General features: G+C 44.2%; 18 protein-coding genes. 4 read left to right on the top strand and 14 right to left on the bottom strand.

The annotated features are described in order from the left end of the window. Positions 1 to 174 precede the first annotated feature (174 nt). From ispD to ABIN22_RS06740, 10 genes are all read right to left on the bottom strand, one after another. On the bottom strand, positions 175 to 879 hold the full coding sequence (gene ispD / locus ABIN22_RS06785; protein WP_118622490.1) for a 2-C-methyl-D-erythritol 4-phosphate cytidylyltransferase: 705 nt from the start codon (positions 877 to 879) through the stop codon (positions 175 to 177). Positions 880 to 927: 48 nt separating this feature from the next. Next, positions 928 to 1,956, bottom strand: coding sequence for a tRNA (adenosine(37)-N6)-threonylcarbamoyltransferase complex transferase subunit TsaD (gene tsaD, locus ABIN22_RS06780; RefSeq protein WP_109733961.1), 1,029 nt, complete (start codon positions 1,954 to 1,956; stop codon positions 928 to 930). A gap of 30 nt (positions 1,957 to 1,986) precedes the next feature. Continuing rightward, positions 1,987 to 2,892, bottom strand: coding sequence for a ribonuclease Z (locus tag ABIN22_RS06775; protein WP_118622488.1), 906 nt, complete (start codon positions 2,890 to 2,892; stop codon positions 1,987 to 1,989). Position 2,893: 1 nt separating this feature from the next. After that, positions 2,894 to 3,127 carry a hypothetical protein gene (locus ABIN22_RS06770; RefSeq protein WP_109733959.1) on the bottom strand — a complete coding sequence of 78 codons (234 nt, stop codon included), beginning with the start codon at positions 3,125 to 3,127 and terminating at the stop codon, positions 2,894 to 2,896. Positions 3,128 to 3,192: 65 nt separating this feature from the next. Then, entirely contained in the window at positions 3,193 to 4,386 is a 1,194-nt protein-coding gene (gene tsaB / locus ABIN22_RS06765; RefSeq protein ID WP_118622486.1) for a tRNA (adenosine(37)-N6)-threonylcarbamoyltransferase complex dimerization subunit type 1 TsaB, read from the bottom strand. 61 nt (positions 4,387 to 4,447) lie between these two features. Beyond that, positions 4,448 to 4,876 (bottom strand): tRNA (adenosine(37)-N6)-threonylcarbamoyltransferase complex ATPase subunit type 1 TsaE, encoded by a 429-nt coding sequence (tsaE, locus tag ABIN22_RS06760; RefSeq protein WP_109733958.1) that lies wholly within the window; start codon positions 4,874 to 4,876, stop codon positions 4,448 to 4,450. A gap of 19 nt (positions 4,877 to 4,895) precedes the next feature. Then, positions 4,896 to 5,402 carry a YcxB family protein gene (locus ABIN22_RS06755; RefSeq protein ID WP_346907495.1) on the bottom strand — a complete coding sequence of 169 codons (507 nt, stop codon included), beginning with the start codon at positions 5,400 to 5,402 and terminating at the stop codon, positions 4,896 to 4,898. A gap of 8 nt (positions 5,403 to 5,410) precedes the next feature. Beyond that, positions 5,411 to 6,589, bottom strand: coding sequence for a phosphoribosylaminoimidazolecarboxamide formyltransferase (locus tag ABIN22_RS06750; protein WP_346907493.1), 1,179 nt, complete (start codon positions 6,587 to 6,589; stop codon positions 5,411 to 5,413). Positions 6,590 to 6,603: 14 nt separating this feature from the next. Beyond that, positions 6,604 to 7,317, bottom strand: coding sequence for an IMP cyclohydrolase (locus tag ABIN22_RS06745; protein ID WP_346907491.1), 714 nt, complete (start codon positions 7,315 to 7,317; stop codon positions 6,604 to 6,606). A gap of 161 nt (positions 7,318 to 7,478) precedes the next feature. Continuing rightward, positions 7,479 to 8,834 (bottom strand): hemolysin family protein, encoded by a 1,356-nt coding sequence (locus ABIN22_RS06740; protein ID WP_346907489.1) that lies wholly within the window; start codon positions 8,832 to 8,834, stop codon positions 7,479 to 7,481. Positions 8,835 to 9,001: 167 nt separating this feature from the next. Between ABIN22_RS06740 and rpoN the strand changes: the two genes are divergently transcribed. The 4 genes from rpoN (at position 9,002) to ptsP (ending at position 12,815) form a co-directional block, all read left to right on the top strand. Then, positions 9,002 to 10,342, top strand: coding sequence for an RNA polymerase factor sigma-54 (gene rpoN, locus ABIN22_RS06735; protein WP_346907487.1), 1,341 nt, complete (start codon positions 9,002 to 9,004; stop codon positions 10,340 to 10,342). Positions 10,343 to 10,428: 86 nt separating this feature from the next. Further along, positions 10,429 to 10,848, top strand: coding sequence for a PTS sugar transporter subunit IIA (locus ABIN22_RS06730; protein WP_346907484.1), 420 nt, complete (start codon positions 10,429 to 10,431; stop codon positions 10,846 to 10,848). Between the two features lie 22 nt (positions 10,849 to 10,870). Continuing rightward, positions 10,871 to 11,146 (top strand): HPr family phosphocarrier protein, encoded by a 276-nt coding sequence (locus ABIN22_RS06725; RefSeq protein WP_118622476.1) that lies wholly within the window; start codon positions 10,871 to 10,873, stop codon positions 11,144 to 11,146. A 13-nt stretch (positions 11,147 to 11,159) separates the two neighbouring features. After that, positions 11,160 to 12,815 (top strand): phosphoenolpyruvate--protein phosphotransferase, encoded by a 1,656-nt coding sequence (gene ptsP, locus ABIN22_RS06720; RefSeq protein WP_346907482.1) that lies wholly within the window; start codon positions 11,160 to 11,162, stop codon positions 12,813 to 12,815. A 51-nt stretch (positions 12,816 to 12,866) separates the two neighbouring features. Here the strand turns inward: ptsP and ABIN22_RS06715 are convergent, their stop codons facing one another. From ABIN22_RS06715 to ABIN22_RS06700, 4 genes are all read right to left on the bottom strand, one after another. Then, positions 12,867 to 13,634 carry an SDR family NAD(P)-dependent oxidoreductase gene (locus tag ABIN22_RS06715; protein WP_346907480.1) on the bottom strand — a complete coding sequence of 256 codons (768 nt, stop codon included), beginning with the start codon at positions 13,632 to 13,634 and terminating at the stop codon, positions 12,867 to 12,869. Positions 13,635 to 13,649: 15 nt separating this feature from the next. Further along, complete coding sequence (locus tag ABIN22_RS06710; protein WP_346907478.1) at positions 13,650 to 14,828, bottom strand: MFS transporter; 1,179 nt, start codon at positions 14,826 to 14,828, stop codon at positions 13,650 to 13,652. A 62-nt stretch (positions 14,829 to 14,890) separates the two neighbouring features. After that, entirely contained in the window at positions 14,891 to 15,367 is a 477-nt protein-coding gene (locus tag ABIN22_RS06705; protein WP_346907476.1) for a PTS sugar transporter subunit IIB, read from the bottom strand. After that, a complete protein-coding gene (locus ABIN22_RS06700; RefSeq protein WP_346907474.1) occupies positions 15,364 to 18,138 on the bottom strand; it encodes a sigma-54-dependent transcriptional regulator in 2,775 nt (924 codons plus the stop codon). The genes ABIN22_RS06705 and ABIN22_RS06700 overlap by 4 nt, the downstream gene beginning before the upstream one ends. Positions 18,139 to 18,302 lie beyond the last annotated feature (164 nt).

Raw genomic sequence — 18,302 nt, 5'->3', positions numbered from 1 at the left:
GACAAACGGTTTTCAAGACCGCCTCGTTATGACCACTTCGATACCTCTCCATATTCTTATCAGTCTTTATCACTAATAAGCTCTGTTGTTCTGTCTGCTCTCGCGACAATGGTTATTCTAGCATATACATGAAATATATGTCAACACCTTTTTTACATTATTTTCATATTATTTTCACTCTTGGCTGCGGGCAATCATGACTTCTGCTATATCCAGGTCTTCTGGTGTTGTTATTTTTATGTTTTCATAAGAACCGCAGACCAGTTTAATCGGGTACTTCAACATCTGCTCTACCACCATCGCGTCATCCGTTACATTGATATAGGATTCCCGCATCAGCATAGAATATGCACCTTTTATTAAATGATTTTCAAAAACCTGAGGTGTTTGTATCATCCACAGGCTTTTCCTGTCCGGCGTGTTTTTCACAAATTCATTGTCATCCACCACTTTTATGGTATCTTTCACAGGCATGCCGACTACACAGGCCTTATGATGAATCACCTCCTGAAAAACCCTCTCTATAATCTCATGATTGACAAACGGGCGCGCACCATCATGGATGAAGACATATCCCTCTTCTTCCATCTCCTGTACTCCATTCCATACCGAATGATATCGCTGTGCACCGCCAGGCAATATCTTGGTAACCTTCGGGATCTCATATTTTTCTATGATCTCCCGACGGCAGTATTCTTCTTCTCCCGGCCCCGTAATCAGATAGATCTCGTCTATCACATCTGAATATGCAAAAGCCTTTAACGAATAATATAAGACCGGTTTTCCGGCGAGTTCGAGATACTGCTTATGTACTTTTGTCCCCATCCGTTTTCCCTGGCCTGCTGCCAGTACGATTGCTGTACAATGTGCCTTTTCCATATTCTCTCCTCCTCATATCAATGCCGGGTTCTGTATTCAGACCTCTGGTCAGCGTTCTCCAAGCTTCAGATTAGGTACCGCGTTTAAATCCCATCCGTGCCTTGTTCCTGCAAGATATTCGTAATAAGCCGCCGCACCGATCATAGCTGCATTATCCGTACAATAAATGGGCGACGGATAGTAAAACTGAATATCCCTCTCTTCACACGCTTTCTTCATCCCTTCTCTCAGGGCGCTGTTTGATGCCACTCCACCCGCAATCGCGAACTTATACATCCCGTATTCTTCCACTGCATGCATAGACTTTTCTACCAGAACGTCCACGACCGCCTTTTGAAAAGATGCGGCAATGTCCGCGGGATTATAAGTCAGGCCCTTCATCTGGCAGCCATTAATATAGTTCAGGACCGCTGACTTCAAACCACTGAAGCTGAAATCATAAGGTGCACCGTCTATGTTTGCCTTTGGAAAATTAACGGCCTCTGCATTCCCCTCTTTTGCCAGCCTGTCGATTTTCGGCCCCCCCGGGTACCCAAGGCCAATTGCCCGGGCAACTTTATCGTAAGCTTCCCCGGCAGCATCGTCTCTTGTTCTGCCGAGTATTTCATATTTGCCATATTCCTTGACACATACCAGATGGGTATGCCCCCCAGATACGACAAGACAAAGAAACGGAGGTTCTAATTCCGGATGTTCTATATAATTTGCCGAAATATGTCCCTCAATATGGTGCACACCGATTAAAGGCAGTTTCCTTGCATATGCAATCGCTTTTGCCTCTGCCACCCCCACAAGAAGTGCGCCGACAAGCCCCGGCCCATATGTTACCCCGATTGCATCTATGTCATCCAGAGTCGCCCCTGCTTCTTTTAACGCCTCCTCAATGACCTGATTTATCTTTTCTATGTGCTTTCTGGACGCAATTTCAGGCACGACACCGCCGTACAGTTTATGCAGCTCGATCTGTGAAGATATCACGTTAGACCGAACCTCCCGTCCATTATTGACAACCGCTGCGGCAGTCTCATCACACGAGCTTTCAATTGCCAGTATGTTTATACTTCTGATTTCTTTCATAAAATGCACCTCTGCTTTGGATGTTTCTTTTTACTCAAATGCCAGTTCTACAGACATCTTATCTTTCCCGGGTTTCGCATCCGGGAAAATTTTCCTCACCTCGTCCATGTACTCCTCCGGCCTTGTAAGCGAGGGACTGTAGTGCGTCAGCCACAATTCATTCACTTCCGCATCTTTTGCAAGCTGCGCCGCCTCATAAAAAGTCATGTGCCTGTACTCTACCGCCTTGGCAGCTTTTTCTTTTTCACCGTACATGCCTTCACATATAAACAGGTCCGAGCCTTTTGCATTTTCCCGGATAGAGTCAGTCGGTCTTGTATCTGTCGTATAAGTAAGCTTGATTCCTTTTCTCGGCGGACCAAGTACCATATCAGGCGTCATAAGCTTTCCATCTTCTTCTACGGATTCACCTTTTTGCAGACGGCTCCAATATTTCTGCGGCACCCCCTGCTCTTTTGCCCGTTCTACGTCAAACTTTCCTGCCCTGTCAATCTCCAGGGTATATCCGTAGCACAAAACGTTATGATTTACTTTAAACGCTTTTAAACGGTACCCATTCATTTCAAATGTCTGGGAGGCACCTTCAATCTCCACACACTTGATTGGGAAAGGCAGTTCCGGCGCAATCACCCTCAAAGAATTAACTACCCTTTCCAGACCTTTCGGCCCGATCAGGGTAAGGGGTTCCCGGCGGTCAGCATTCCCCATCGTCAGGAGCAGTCCCGGCAGGCCACTGATATGGTCCCCGTGATAATGGGTAAAACAGATCACGTCAATCGGCTTGAAACTCCAGCCCTTTTCTTTAATCGCAATCTGTGTCCCTTCTCCGCAGTCTATCAGCAGGCTGCTGCCATTAAACCTTGTCATCAGTGCAGTCAGCCACCGATAAGGAAGCGGCATCATCCCGCCGCTCCCGAGTAAACATACATCTAACATATTATCCCTCTATTTCTGCCGGCACCATAAACGAACGGAGCAGTTCGTCATAACAGGTTTCGCAAAGATCAAAGGAATGCTTCTCCCCGTCTTTTTCAGAGAAATATCCCCATGTGTAATCCACGCTGAATACGCCTTCTTCCGCCCGTCCATTTATAACCGGTATTTCTTTGCCACATTTATTACAAATAATTTTATTTACTTCTTTTGTTTCTTTCATCTGATACTGGCGCATACAAATTCCTCCTGTGTTGTGTGCTTTTGCTACGCCTTCATTATAACGGCCCGGCAGGCACTTTCCTAGTGGGAAGTGCTTCCAAGCTCCCTGCTCATCAGTACTGCATCCTCTTCCGGGTCTGTATAAAACTTCTGGCGGATGCCATCCTCTGTAAACCCTTCATCCTCATAGAATGAACGGGCCTCCATATTGCTTTCCCTCACATCCAAAAGCAGTTTATTGATTTTTCTTTCCTCGCAGATATTTTCCAGTGCCAGCATCAAATGGCCGCCAGCGCCCTGACGCCTCATCTCTTTGTCCACGGCAATACGGGCGATTTCCGCCTCTCCTGCCGCCTCGTAGGCAAGCATATATCCGACAAGCCTTCCGGCCTTTTCTGCCGCGATGCAGATCGTATTCGGAAGCTTGATTGTCTCCAGCACACTTTTCTCACTCCATGCGTCCGCAAAGACCTGATGTTCCATTTCTGCTACAGCCGCCGCATCCTCGGCACGAAGTGTCCTGCATTTGAGTTCCGCATTCTTTTCTTTCTCGGCACGTTCCCTCTCTGCCTGTGAGACTCGCAGGTAATCCGGCTGGTGCTCCATCGCACTTTCAAACTTCCCGGCCTTGAAATACTTAATCCCCAGGGCCCCTACAACTGCCGCGCGCTGACGGTTCATATAAGAAGGCGCAAAAGAATAAGGCACCTGAATATACTTATCAATCGTATCCCGGTAAACAGGCACACCGTCCCCTAAAAATACGACCGGCCTCCCGTAAGTATTCAGCCGGTGTATCAGATCATCGATGGAAACCGCCATCTGCATACGCATTACCTGAAATACCGGTTCAACCCGCCTTGTCCCTTCTTTTTCCCCTGCTTTTCTGGAAAATGTATAAAGCCCTGTATAGACCTGGTTTCTTCTGGCATCCATAATCGGGCAGATAATATCTTCACATCCGTACACCTGATAAGCCAGTCCGTCCGCCGTTGGAATATGGATCAGCGGCTTATCAAGTGCCAGTCCTAATCCCTTTGCCGTGGCAGAACCAATCCGAAGCCCGGTAAAAGACCCCGGTCCCCCGGCAACTGCAATTGCATCTATCGTCGAAAGATCCAGCTCAACCATCTTTGCCACCGCATCGATCATCGGCAGCAGAGTCTGTGAATGGGTCTTCTTGTAGTCTATGGTATATTCTGCGACTGTCCTGTCTTCCTCCACGACTGCCACAGTCGCCGTCAGCCCGGAGCTGTCAATTGCCAATACCCGCATAATTAATTTCCTCTCTATAATACAGACATACCGGTGCTGATTCCAACACCGGCATCCTTTTTCATGGTAGTTCTTCTATCGTAATTCTTCTGAACTCAAATCCCTGTTCCAGATCTTTTTCAATAATAATCTCCGTACGCTTTTCGGGCAGTATCTCCTCAATCAGGTTCGCCCATTCGATCAGGGAAACTCCCTCTCCCATCACGTAATCTTCGTATCCGATCTCATCCATTTCTTCAATGTCACCGATACGGTATACATCAAAATGATAGAACGGCAGACGCCCTTCTTCATATACCTGTACAATCGTAAACGTAGGGCTGCTCACGGGTTCCTCTATCTCCAGTCCCTGTGCAAATCCCTGTGTAAATACAGTTTTCCCTACTCCAAGATCACCGGTCAGTGTATACACCTGCCCCGGTTTTGCCTTCTGCCCCAGCCTTACTCCGATCTGGAATGTCTGCTCGGGACTCCTTGTTTCCAGTACCATGTCATATCCTCTTTCCAGTTTAGTTTACCTGACGGATCCGCACCTTATCAGGCGGCATATGGGTGGATATCACCTCTGCCACCGCCGCCCACTGTTCTCCTATCTGCGCCCTCGGGAAAATGACCGCACGAGTCTTATCCATATACAGTACCAGTGCCTGATTCGTAGATACAGCTCTCTGGAATTCTGACCAGGAACTCTCATTTTCAGATCCATACTGGGTTACCTTCACCCCGCTGTCCGTCAGTTCATAGTAAAGTGGTTCCTTAAATACAGGTGAAGCCTCAACCTGGCGTCTTGCCCGCATCCACAGCATAACAGGGGGATATACGATCATAAAGACCGCAAGGGCAGACAGAAGGACACCACTTGCAGTATTGCCGCCTTCTGCCTGTCTGATTCCCATCAGAAAAATCACTGCACCGCAGAGTACCCCCACAATTCCCGGGAGGTGTGTATAATTGTGATGCAGCATAAAACTGTACATAGTCTGCGTTGTCATTCGTATTTCAAACTTTACTGACATGGCATATCCTAGTGGTGGAACAGACGCAGGCCGGTAAAGGCCATAGCCATCTGATACTTGTTGCACACATCAATTACGTTATCATCTCTCACAGAACCACCCGGCTGTGCCACATATTTCACGCCACTCTTATGGGCACGCTCGATGTTATCCCCGAACGGGAAGAATGCATCAGAGCCCAGTGCGACATCTGTCAGCTTATCCAGCCATTCACGCTTCTCTTCCCTTGTAAATACTTCCGGCTTTACTTTGAATGTATTTTCCCATACGCCGTCAGCAAGAACATCCATGTATTCATCCCCGATATACAGATCAATCGCATTATCCCTGTCGGCACGTTTGATACCATCCCTGAACGGAAGCCCCAGAACCTTCGGGCACTGGCGCAGCCACCAGTTATCTGCCTTCTGCCCTGCCAGCCTCGTACAGTGGATACGGGACTGCTGTCCTGCACCGATTCCGATTGCCTGTCCTCCCTTTACATAACACACGGAGTTAGACTGTGTGTATTTCAGGGTGATCATAGAAATAGCAAGGTCTATCTTTGCTGATTCCGGTATCTCTTTATTCTCTGTCACTACATTTGCAAAAAACTCATCATCAATTACGAGTTCATTTCTTCCCTGCTCAAATGTGATTCCATATACTTCTTTGCGTTCTAACGGAGCCGGAACGTAGTCCGGGTCGATCTGGATTACATTATAATTGCCTTTTTTCTTCTGCTTTAAAATCTCAAGTGCTTCCGGTTCATACCCCGGGGCAATGACGCCGTCAGAAACTTCCCTCTTGATCAGTCTTGCCGTATCAGCATCACATACATCAGACAATGAAATGAAGTCCCCAAAAGAAGACATCCTGTCGGCGCCCCTTGCTCTCGCATATGCACATGCCAGAGGGGATAATTCTCCCAGATCATCCACCCAGTAAATCTTAGCCAGCGTCTCGTCCAGAGGAAGTCCTACCGCTGCCCCTGCCGGGGAAACGTGTTTAAAAGAAGTAGCCGCCGGAAGCCCGGTTGCTTTTTTCAGTTCGCTTACAAGCTGCCAGCCATTGAATGCATCCAGAAAGTTAATATATCCCGGACGTCCGCATAACACCTTGATCGGCAGTTCACTTCCGTCCTCCATGTAGATCCTGGAAGGTTTCTGATTCGGGTTACAGCCGTACTTCAATTCTAATTCTTTCATTTGTCTTTTGCTCCTTATTGATTTTTATTTACAATCTTTGTCTCATAACTGCCTGATTCAATATCAATATAACGTACAAAGAGGGAAACTTTGTTATCCTCGTTCAGGCTGTTCCATAACAGGTCTGTAAATGCCCCGATATCATCCGGAACAGAGATTAGTTTCGGTTCTCCCTCAAAACTCGGCAGCGGATTTCCGTCACACATATATGTATGGATAAAATGCCCTTCTCCTGCAGCCGGATTTTCATATGCAAATGTATAGCGGTTACAGCTTTCCGGATTTCCATTGTTGCTCTTTAATATCGACATGGCGTAGTTATAATTGCCATTCTCAAGATGCATAATTCCTGAAATCCTCGGTGTATAATTAGGGCCATCCGGCTCAAATTCCCTTGAGCGCAGGCTCTGTTCAAATGTCATCTGCTTATCCATACTTTCATAGATGGTGTCTGTCTGGTCCCCGTTCGTCACGATCGTCTTGTTCCCCAGAACACGCACCGGTGCATAGATAATCAGGCTTGGGTCTGTCAGTTTGGACTCGTCAAATGCCTGTGTCCTGATTCCTTCTCCATCCTCCACAAAAACCCGGTTACGGCTGTTCTCACTGCGTCCCATGATAAAATAAGCAGTCACAGCTTTTTTGCCGTCCTCACTCTTACCGATGATGATTCCTCTTCCAGGATAAGAGTTGCCCTTTAATTCCTGCTCGATTGATAACATTTTCATAAGATGGCTCTCCTTTATCTTCCATGTTTTTTCTAAATACAGCTTTATTATACCCGCGAACTAACGTAAGTTCAATAACTAAGCAGAGATTTTTCATTTCGCCTGCGGACTTTCCGGTTATTGTTAAAACCGGTCCGGGCATGATATCCCTCCGCAGCATTTTACGATAAGGAATCCTGATCCGTCTCTAAAGTACCTTCCGGGGATGCAGGAAGGACCGCCCTAGCCTTGCTGATACGGTTCCCCCCGACTTCTTCTATCGTAAACTCAACCCCGCCGGCAGTAAGCTTTTCCCGGCTGTCTTTATCCGGAATATATCCCAGCTGCTCGATCAGGTAGCCCGACAATGTATCATAATTTTCCGTCTTCAGTTTCAATCCCAGTTCTTCATTAATATCATCCACCAGCGCACCGCCGTCCAGCAGATACTCATTTTCACCCAGCATGATAATCTCCTGCACGACTTCCTCGTATTCTTCATTGATTTCTCCCATGATCTCTTCTACAAGGTCCTCCACAGTAACAATACCGGAAAATCCGCCGTATTCATCTACAAGAACAGCCATATGCCTGCGTTGTTTCTGGAGTTCACGGAATAATTCATCCGCATCCCTTGTATCCGGAACAAAAAATGGCTTTCTCATTAACTTTCTGATGTCCAGATTATCCCATCCGTTTTTATGAACCTCGATCATGACATCCTTTACATGCAGGATTCCTATAATATTATCGATGTTACCTTCATAGATCGGAATTCTGGAATGTCTGGATTCCAGCACCTCGTCCGCCAGCGTGACAAACGGTTCTTCCACATCGAGTGCATAAACATCGCGCCTCGGCACCATAACCTCACGTGCGCTTCTGTCATCAAATGAAAAGACGGAATTGATCATCTCACGTTCTTCATCCTCAAATGTTCCATTTTCATTTCCCGCCTTCAAAAGAGCTTTGATTTCCTCTTCTGTCACCGCCTCCTCCTGGTCTTCCGTCTTCATCCGCAGGAGCTTAAGCACTCCCTTCGTTGAGACAGAAAGCAGCCTGATAAACGGGGAAAGTATCTTTGAGATGTAATGGATAGGCATTACAGTAAACATACAGAAAGTCTCCGCCTTCTGCAGTGCAATCCTTTTCGGCACAAGCTCCCCGAACACAAGGTTGAAGAACATCAAAAGTAAGGTCACCCCGTTTCTGGCGATGGCCGTGCTGTAAGGTATGTGGATACTATCGAGCCATCCCGCAAGTACCGGGGCAATCCCCGCCGCTGCAGATGCACTGGAATAAAATCCCGCAAATGTAATCGCTACCTGAATCGTTGAAAGAAACTTCGTGGAATCCTCAAAGAGGCTCTGAATCACAACCGCCTTCTTATTACCCTCCTCCGCCAGACTCCGGATCCTGTTCTTGTTCACAGAAACCACAGCCATCTCGGCCCCGGCAAAAAATGCGTTCATGATAGTGAAAAATAATAAAAGTAACAATTGAAAAATAACCGTGTTCCCGTCAGGGTCTGAATCCATAAAAAATAACTCCTCCTAAAATGTTTTTAGAAGGAGTATATCATGAAGTTGGCCGTCTTGCAAGCGCTAATTCATTAACCTGTATCCCCCTATCCTTATGATCTTTACACTTGTCATGCTTTCTCACTGTATGCTACTATTTACTTATTAGAATAGGTGGTGTTTTTATGAATTTAAATTTGACTTTACAGCAGCGTCAGCAGATGTCTCAGGCGCAGATTCAGTCACTGGAAATTCTGGCTATGGACAGCATTGAGCTGAATCAATTTTTAAAAACTGAATATTTAGAAAATCCATTGTTAGACCATAGCGAAGAACCATACGGTGACAGCATTGCAGAACCTTTATCTGCTTATTACGGAACACAAAACAGCAGTGGTGCAGCAGGTTTCAGCTCTGTCGATGACGATGATGACCACTCACGGGATTTTGCCGCCCCGAAAGAGAATCTGCTTCGTGATTATCTTTTAAGCCAGCTAGACAGCAGACTTTATAGCAGGCAGGAATGGGGACTTTTTATTTATCTCATTGAATGTCTGGATGATAACGGCCTGTTTACCATGCCTGTCAAAGAAGCTGCCGAAAAAACCGGTGCTTCCGAATCACTGGTCCGGCAGTGTCTCGTTACACTGCAGCAATTAGAACCCTATGGTATCTTCTCCGCTGATCTCAAAGACTGTCTTCTCAGGCAGCTTGATGCATTGGATATGAATACCGAAATCCTGACACTTATGATCCGCTGTCATCTTCAGGATATAGCAGATGGCAAAATAAGTAACATATCCCGCAATCTGCATATTCCCACAATAGAAGTCCGCAAAAATATAGAACTAATCGCGCGGCTGAACCCACATCCGCTCTCAGGTTTCCACTCCGGTGAAAACAGCTTTATTATTCCTGACATCATTCTCAAAAAGGAGTCCTCTGACTGGTCCATTCAGCTGAATGATTCCTGGATTGAAAACTATCAGGTCAACGACTATTACCTTAAGATGATGGAGACTTCGACAGACCCTGATTTAATTACATATTTTAAGAGCAAACTGACCCGGGTACAATTTATTCTGGACAGTATCGAGCAGCGCCGAAAAACGGTTATTTCTATCACAAACGTAATTTTGGACATACAGTTGGATTACTTTGAACACCATGCGTCCCTCGTTCCAATGACCATGTCCGATGTTGCTGAAAAAGCCGGAATTCATACTTCTACCGTAAGCAGGGCTGTAAAAGGAAAGTACCTGCAATATCCGGGCGGCAGCATTTTTATGAAAAATTTATTTACTGCACCTGTCTCTTCCCATGAGCAGGGTAATATTACGTCTGCTCTGGTAAAACAATATATCAAAGAATATATTGCTGCCGAAAATAAGAAAAAGCCTTATAGTGACCAGGCACTAGCGAAACTGTTAGAAAATCAGGATATAAAAGTTTCCCGGCGTGCAGTTGCTAAATACCGTGAGGAACTGGGGATTAAGGGCAGTTTTGACCGACGCAGTTACCAGTGAGTATTTTGACTCACTAACTTGGCATGATTTTTGCGAAATAATAAATTGAGGCTACATATACAAATGTGGATCAAAAGGAGCAGCATATGAAGAGAACCTTTATTTTCATCTTAACGCATGGATTATGGGGACAGGAACTTATAAAAAGCACGGAAATGGTAATAGGCGGGCAAATAAATGATATTAAAGCCTTTTCCCTTATGCCTGACATGTCATTAAAAGACTATGAAGAGTCAATCTCGAAAACAATGGCTGATTTATCAGGATATTCATTCTTATTCCTCGTTGATATTCTTGGAGGCACGCCCTATAATATTGCGGCCTGCTATACACATGAATACGGCGCCGAAGCACTCTCCGGATTAAGTATGGATTTATTGATAGCGGTTTTGGATCTAAGGGAACAGTATCCCTGTACTAAACTTCCAGAACTTTTAATCTCCAGATTTCAGGACAAAGACGGACATGTCGCTGATTTAAAAAAGCTGCTTCTGGACTCAGACTAATATCAGCTAAGGAGGTACTACTATGGTAACCGAAAAAATTACTGTACTGAATCCTTCCGGTCTTCACGCAAGACCTGCAAGTAATTTTGTACAGACTACAGGACAATTTAAAAGCACAGTCCATTTTTCGAAAGGCGGTAATATATATAATGGAAAATCTATTCTTTCTGTTCTTTCAGCCTGTGTAAAATACAAAGATGAGATTGAGCTGCAGATTAACGGATCAGATGAAAACAAGGCTCTTGATTTCATCTCGGCTGCGATTAAAAATGGCCTGGGTGAAGAGATAAAAGGTTAGGAGGGAATGCATTATGTTAAAGGGCCTGAAAATATCTTCCGGAACTGCATTAGCTAATGTCATTGTTCTTAAAAAAAGTGCACTACTGGTTCCGGAATATACAATTACAGATGTGGAACAAGAGATTTCGAGATTTAACCATGCACATACCTGTGCTTTAGAAGAAAATCGCATTCTCTACGAAAAGGCATGCCAGACACTTTCTAAGGAAGATGCTGCAATTTTCCTTGCACACAAAGAAATACTGGAAGATGAATTTTCCCTCGTCATCCCAATCACGGATGCAATCCGTAATAATCACTGGAATGCGGCAAAAGCAACAGACTTTCAGTTCAATCAGATTATCTCCATGTTTGAGAACATGGGGGACGAGTATATGAAGGCCCGTGCCCTTGATGCAAGGGATATCCGTGAACGCCTGTTAAGACATCTGCTTGGAATACAGAACACTGATTTGAATAACCTTGAAGAAAACCATATTATTGTTGCCTATGAGATTACGCCTTCTGATACAGCACGCATGAATCTCGACAAGGTAGCCGGATTTATCACTGAAACAGGTGGTCCTGCCTCACACTCTGCTATTATAGCCAGAAATCTGGGCATACCGGCTGTAAGTATGATTCCTGATGCAGTACATGTATTACGCACCGGGATGCAGGTACTTTTAGATGGCACAAATGGAACCGTTGAAACAGAAGTTACTGAGGAAACCATAAACCGTTTTCTTAAAGCTAAGCAGGAAGAAACCGAGCTGCATGCACTTTATAACACCTATAAAGGTAAACCTACAATTACAAAAGACGGACATCAGCTGTCTCTTTTTGCCAACATCGGGGTTCCAAAGGATGTCGATAAAGTGTTAGATGCAGACGCAGAAGGAATCGGATTATTCCGCAGCGAATTTTTATATATGGACAGCGGCACTCTACCCGACGAAGAAACTCAGTTTGAAGCATATAAAGCCGTTTTAGAAAAAATGAATCCCAAACCGGTCATTATACGAACACTGGATATCGGAGGAGATAAAGAATTGCCTTCATTAAACCTAAGTAAGGAAGATAATCCTTTTTTAGGTTATCGTGCCATCCGGATCTGTCTTGACAGAACGGAATTATTCCGCACACAGCTTCGAGCTTTAGTAAGAGCAAGTTCTTATGGAAATCTGCAGATTATGTTTCCTATGATATCCAGCTTAGAGGAACTAAGGGCAGCGAAAGCGGTTTTGAATGAGGTTAAAACGAGCCTGAGTAAAGAGGGATTCAGCTACAGTGCACAAATCCCTGTAGGGATGATGATAGAAGTTCCGGGTGCTGCTGTTATGGCAGATGATTTTGCAAAAGAGGTTGATTTCTTCTCTATCGGAACAAATGACCTGACCCAGTATACACTTGCTGCCGACAGGGGCAACCCAAAGGTCGCCCACCTTTATAATCCACGCCATCCCGCAGTTCTGTCCCTGATCAGGTATACTATCGAAGCCGCCCATAAAAATGGCATTCCCTGCGGAATCTGCGGCGAATCTGCCGGAGATACAAAGCTTCAGCCCCTTTTCATCAGATACGGGATTGACGAACTCTCTATGTCTCCGACATCCATTTTAAAGTCCAGAATGGAAATCAGCAAATTAATCTACACCGACTATAACACAGGTTCCTATTTTTCATAATTCTAAAAATGGTATGTCAGCTAATCTTGTCTGACATACCATTTTTATACGCTATATTAATGTCCCGCCCGTACAATCAAGCAATGCCCCATTCATTATATTCCGCACGGCATCCGAGCATAGAAAAGCTGCGGCAGCGCCGATATCTTTAGGGGCAGCGAACTCCCCCGAAGGAAGTATTCTTCTTTTCTCTTCCGTTCTGGGATCTCCATTCCGATAATTCCGTTCTGTCTTCACATAACCGGGGATAATCCCATTAACCCTGATTCCTTTCGCTGCCACTTCTTTTGCCAGTGAACGGGTAAACACCGCAAGCCCGCCTTTTGCTGTCGCATAAGCACTATTATATATGCTGCTGGACAAAAAAGCGGACTTGGACAATACATTTACTATACTCCCGGACTGCTCTCTGATAATCAGCCTTTTTACAAATTCCCTGGACATAAAAAAAGCACTGTTTAATGTCCCTTCCTGACTATGCCGCCAGTCATCTGTCGCGATATCCTGAAAAGGAGTCTGGCGCACACGTGTATCTGCTGCATTATTTATAAGAAAACATGGTTCTGCCCCTTCGTCATCAAGATAGTTAAATAATCTCTTTACCTCCTCTTCCACACTAGCATCTGCCTTAACCGTCATGACGTTCACGCCATATCGCCTGTACAATGTCTGTGCTTCCCTATTGGCCCCTTCTTCGTCCGAACGGAAGTTCATAACAATATTACACCCTTCTTCTGCAAAAACCTTGCAGCATCCCAGCCCTATTCCTTTAGACCCGCCTGATATAATCACCATTTTTCCTCTTAATCCCAAATTCATATGCAGCCACCTTTCTTATAATTCTACTGCCTTTGTCATGAAAAAAGCTAATACACAAACTGCTGCGCTAAAACATGCTCCTAGTATAAATAGCATAAAATCATTGCCACCGGCTATCGGAGAAATAATATAACTGGGAATAATTACCGCCCCCAGTAATTGAAACGTTGAAATAATCCCCCCGGCCGTACCGGCCCTTTTTGCCCCGATTGCAGATATCCTTACGGGAAATGACATAAAAAGCGGCAGCAGTCCCCCTATACATATCCCCGTCATAAAAAGTCCTGCTGTAAGTACTGCCCCTGCCGGTAAGATATAAATTGAAGCACTTAAAGCCGCCCCTATGAGAGAAAGCACAATAATAACCGGCCTTATCCGCCCCACTTTATCTGCAAATACAGGCACCAGTATACATCCGGCCAGATATCCTATTGAAACCACTGAAGCCGTCGCTCCTGCGGATACAGACGTCATACCTTTATTCTCGAGTACTGTCGGAAGGTATGTGCTAATTACCATATAATTTCCAAAAGTACACATTATACCTATACTCCCTAATATAATATCGCGATTCATAACCGCCGTTTTCAGGTATGATAATGTATCCCCCTTTACACCATCCTCCATAGAAAGCACATCTTTTCTCTCCCTCATAAAAACTTTCCAGCAGACGGCAGTAACACTTGTGAGTATACCTGCCAGAATAAATGCAATTTTCAAGGATGGCAGCATTGCTGTTGTTCCCGTTCCAATTGTCATACCCAGCGCACTAACTGCTAAAAAAATCCCCACCGCCAGTCCTGTCTGTCTGACAGGGAACCATTCCCTGAAAATTTTTGCATTCGTTGCGTTTACAAAAGTGGCTGCAAATCCCGGACATAGCATACAAAGGTACAGCATTACATATCCTTTTGCAAAAATTCTGAGCCACAGTCCCGCCGCTGCAAGAATCAGACAGATTAAAACAATCCTTTTGGCACCTATTTTGTCAACAATCATGCCCGCCGGAAGACTACACAATATAGCAGGGACCATTGGTGCAGAAAACACCGTTGCATACTGCTGACGGCTTATCCCATAAATATCCATTATCTTCTGAGCCATCGGAGCCATCTGGTATTGGCAGTAACAGGCGCTGAGACCACACATACAGACCAGAATTAATATTACATATCTATATCTTGTTTTCTCCATATTTACCTACTTTCTAAAAAAAGGGAGCTTCCTTTACTTGTATGGAAACTCCCTTCTCTTGCTTATTTTATTATCCTTCCCAAATAGACTTTCTCACTGTCCGGTACCATCTGAACATACACACTGCTTCCCTTTTTTAAATAGTATTGAATCAGCTCCTTTTCTGAATGGTCCATATAAACATTTTCACATATTTCTTCCTTTCCCAGTGAATAAGGCATACGTGCAATATTAATCTTTTCAAATAAAATGCCTTTCTTTTCCAGACAAACTAATGTAGAAACCGTCCTGACCAAAATCATTGGTATATATTGAAATACTTCTTGTGAAAGAAACCGGGCCCCGTCCTCACATCCATACACATCCAGATTACATTCCTTCGGAAGCGACCTTTGCATGACACTAATCAATATAGGGTTCTCCATAATTGCGTCATCTATAATAATTACCCTTTTACTTTCATGTTTCTCCAGCCATTTAATCAGAACCTGGCCATGAATCAGCCTTTCATCAATTCTTACATATTTCAAGTACCTCATGATTTTCCCTCCCCATTTAAGAGTTCTACTATATAAGCCTTCTCGGTAAATGGTACCTCAATCCGAAACATCTTTTCTATCGTCTCTAATGTCTCACCTACTACTTTAAATTCCTCAGAATGATTTCGTTCATATTCTTCCACTTCATGGTATGGTAATATCTCTTTTCTAAGGAGCCGTTCTATCATACAGGCTACATGGATTGTATAGCGCACAATACGGTTTTCCTGATCTTTTATATCCAAACGTTTTTCGCATTGGTAAAATCCTTCAAGTATCATAGGCATAATCTTTTCAGCGTCCAAAAACTCCAGAAGTTCACGCATTGCAGCTGTAAGAACATGCTCATCAACAGCTCTGCCTTTCTTTTCAGAATAATTTTTCCCGGCATTTTTACCACTTAATATCCGCTCTAACCGTTCAATCCCGGAACCTATTACAATCTCATCTACAGAAATATAAGGTACTGCCCCCAATTGAATATCCGCCGTTCCTACAACTGCAAGAACCTCCTTTTCCTGATATCCTCCTAAAAAAATACCTTCTGCATCTTTTCCATCGATCCCAATACAACAAATTTCAATAGGGTCCTCTTCCTCTATACCTGTAATGGCCTTTACCATCTCTGCAATTTTTTTGGCGGCCCCCATTCCTGATATGCACGTTACCAGAATAGCTGCTCTGGTTTCACATGTTTCTGTGTTTTTCTGTCTCTTGTTCTCCTCTACCATACGTACCATCATCTGATCCAGATAATCTGCTACTTCTTCTATTTCTGAATCTTCTGAAGTACATTTGCGAACCGCTTCCAGTACTGTCAGTGTAGAGACCATCCCTACAGACTTTACAGGAATGCCCGTCTCCTCCTCCAGCCTTTCTGCAAACATATTCAGTGATCCCATATCCACCATTAAAAGCACCCCGCGCCCCTCATTCACACGAGTTACCATCTGTGCGGCTTTCCTGTATACCTCTTCCACATCTTCACTCAGCGGCATGTTAATAAACTTACAGTGACTGGTATCCAGAAGTCTGTTTGCGGCATCAGCTATACTTTGGGCAGTATTATCTCCGTGGGCAATTACTATGGTTCCGATTTTTCTCACTTCCCGGTCTTCTTCATTGGCACATAAAAATATGGTTGTATAACCGATTTCCCCTTTATTGATATTGATGTTCAGTTCTTCTTCCAGAATCTTTAATATGAGTTTAGCAACCTTTACTTCCTTCGGATGAGCATTTATAATTTCCTGCAGCCTTTCCTCAAGGATATCCCCTTTCTTATCCATCCCTTCTATCAGGGCATTGATATGAAGTGCAAAACCGATCTTTACATTATCGGACAGTTCCCTTTTCAGCTTCATTTCTGCAAATTCCAGGGCTTCCTCAATCGCATAATATACTTTTCCGGTAATTACTTTATTAAGTGCATCTTTACTAAATATTCTTCTGTCTTCATTTTCTTTCTCAATCATAGAAGAAATATAGTCTTTCATTTCCTGTTCTTGCTCTGCGCCCTTCTTTTTGGAGTAAAACTTCTGAAAAATCAGATATTTCTTACTGATGATATTCTGCCTGTTCTCACCCTGATCTGTTCCTATGGTAAATATGTAATGTTCTTCACCATGCAGAAGAAACTGGATCAGGCTGTTCCTCGACTCTGCTGCTTTATGATATCCCTGTTCTATATAAAACGGCAGCATCTGCCTGTCCAGATCTACTGTATGTTTTTCACCCACTTTATACTCCCAGAAGGCTCTTGCACATAAAAGCTGTATATCTGCTTTTATCTGTCCGATATTGCCTGTACATTCATATAAAAGCAGGCTTAGAATCACTTCTCTTTCTATTTTTATTGAAACAGATATTTTCTTCTGCTCCTGCATAAGGAACATCTCAATCATTTCCAGACGTTCCAATAAGGGACGCTCCTCCAGTGCCGGCAGCTGAATCACAACCGGCATCCGTCTCATAAATGTTTTTAACAGGACGACCCCCAGATCCTCTGTAGTAGCCCCTATAATCAGGACATTTGCCTCACGGTTCCGTTCCGTCTCCCCCAGCCTGCGGTACTTGCCATAATCCATAAGGCTGAAAAGCATCTCCTGCCCTTCTGGCGGAAGGCGGTGGATTTCATCTAAAAAGAGTATTCCTCCATCCGCTCTTTCAATCAACCCCGGTTTATCTCTGTCAGCCCCCGTAAATGCCCCTTTTTTATGTCCAAAGATCTGGGATACAATCAGCTGGGAATTTTCTGCGTACTCGGCACAATTGAATATCACAAACTCTGCATCTGGCTTGAGCATATTCATATGCCTGGCATATTCAAACATTTTCTGGGCAAACATTGTTTTTCCTGTACCCGTTGGTCCGTTCAGAAGTGTATGCAGACCATGAGGCGGATAGAGCATCGCAGCCTTCACCTGCTTAATCTGCATTTTTAATGACCCCTCTTGTCCAATAATATCCTGAAACGAAGGATTTACATCCTGTCTTTCTTCCGATGACGCCTGCTGTATCTTTTCGCTGTTTATAAGAAAAATATACTGGTCATAAGTATCCGGATCACTGAATCTGACTGGTCTTCCATCCTTTTTCAACAATTTTTCTGAAGCAGCCAGCTGGTTTAGCTCCTTGCTTACATTTCCGCGGTCCATCTTTAAAAGTTCTGCCGCCTCCTGTGCAGTTACTCCTGGCTCCTCATGCCTTTCAAGTGCCTGTAAAGAAAGCTCTTTTACCTTATTTAAAATTATATCTTGTCTTTTTATCATGGCCGCATCCCTTCCATCCCTTTATTGTTCTATCATCAAGCTTCTCCATTTCTTTTCGTTTAACTTATTTTTAAAAAGCAATAGTATTCTATAAGTATATCATACGAAAATTGTTTTCTACAAGATTGATTCACACAGATAGACATGGCTTTTATTTTCCATTC

Origin of the sequence: Faecalicatena orotica (assembly GCF_905197545.1) — a bacterium.
Classification (GTDB): domain Bacteria; phylum Bacillota; class Clostridia; order Lachnospirales; family Lachnospiraceae; genus Faecalicatena_A; species Faecalicatena_A orotica.
The sequence above is the reverse complement of the archived record's forward strand: the minus strand, read 5'-3'. Positions and strand labels throughout refer to the sequence as shown.

Excerpts from the sequence above, each read along its gene's own strand:
- ABIN22_RS06775 (WP_118622488.1), bottom strand. The coding sequence starts at position 2,892 with ATGTTAGATGTATGTTTACTCGGGAGCGGCGGGATGATGCCGCTTCCT.
- ABIN22_RS06700 (WP_346907474.1), bottom strand. The coding sequence starts at position 18,138 with ATGATAAAAAGACAAGATATAATTTTAAATAAGGTAAAAGAGCTTTCT.
- tsaD (WP_109733961.1), bottom strand. The coding sequence starts at position 1,956 with ATGAAAGAAATCAGAAGTATAAACATACTGGCAATTGAAAGCTCGTGT.
- ABIN22_RS06730 (WP_346907484.1), top strand. The coding sequence starts at position 10,429 with ATGAAGAGAACCTTTATTTTCATCTTAACGCATGGATTATGGGGACAG.
- ptsP (WP_346907482.1), top strand. The coding sequence starts at position 11,160 with ATGTTAAAGGGCCTGAAAATATCTTCCGGAACTGCATTAGCTAATGTC.
- ABIN22_RS06755 (WP_346907495.1), bottom strand. The coding sequence starts at position 5,402 with ATGTCAGTAAAGTTTGAAATACGAATGACAACGCAGACTATGTACAGT.
- rpoN (WP_346907487.1), top strand. The coding sequence starts at position 9,002 with ATGAATTTAAATTTGACTTTACAGCAGCGTCAGCAGATGTCTCAGGCG.
- ABIN22_RS06750 (WP_346907493.1), bottom strand. The coding sequence starts at position 6,589 with ATGAAAGAATTAGAATTGAAGTACGGCTGTAACCCGAATCAGAAACCT.
- tsaB (WP_118622486.1), bottom strand. The coding sequence starts at position 4,386 with ATGCGGGTATTGGCAATTGACAGCTCCGGGCTGACGGCGACTGTGGCA.
- ABIN22_RS06715 (WP_346907480.1), bottom strand. The coding sequence starts at position 13,634 with ATGAATTTGGGATTAAGAGGAAAAATGGTGATTATATCAGGCGGGTCT.
- ABIN22_RS06710 (WP_346907478.1), bottom strand. The coding sequence starts at position 14,828 with ATGGAGAAAACAAGATATAGATATGTAATATTAATTCTGGTCTGTATG.
- ABIN22_RS06705 (WP_346907476.1), bottom strand. The coding sequence starts at position 15,367 with ATGAGGTACTTGAAATATGTAAGAATTGATGAAAGGCTGATTCATGGC.
- ABIN22_RS06770 (WP_109733959.1), bottom strand. The coding sequence starts at position 3,127 with ATGCGCCAGTATCAGATGAAAGAAACAAAAGAAGTAAATAAAATTATT.
- ispD (WP_118622490.1), bottom strand. The coding sequence starts at position 879 with ATGGAAAAGGCACATTGTACAGCAATCGTACTGGCAGCAGGCCAGGGA.
- ABIN22_RS06745 (WP_346907491.1), bottom strand. The coding sequence starts at position 7,317 with ATGAAAATGTTATCAATCGAGCAGGAATTAAAGGGCAACTCTTATCCT.
- tsaE (WP_109733958.1), bottom strand. The coding sequence starts at position 4,876 with ATGGTACTGGAAACAAGGAGTCCCGAGCAGACATTCCAGATCGGAGTA.
- ABIN22_RS06740 (WP_346907489.1), bottom strand. The coding sequence starts at position 8,834 with ATGGATTCAGACCCTGACGGGAACACGGTTATTTTTCAATTGTTACTT.
- ABIN22_RS06725 (WP_118622476.1), top strand. The coding sequence starts at position 10,871 with ATGGTAACCGAAAAAATTACTGTACTGAATCCTTCCGGTCTTCACGCA.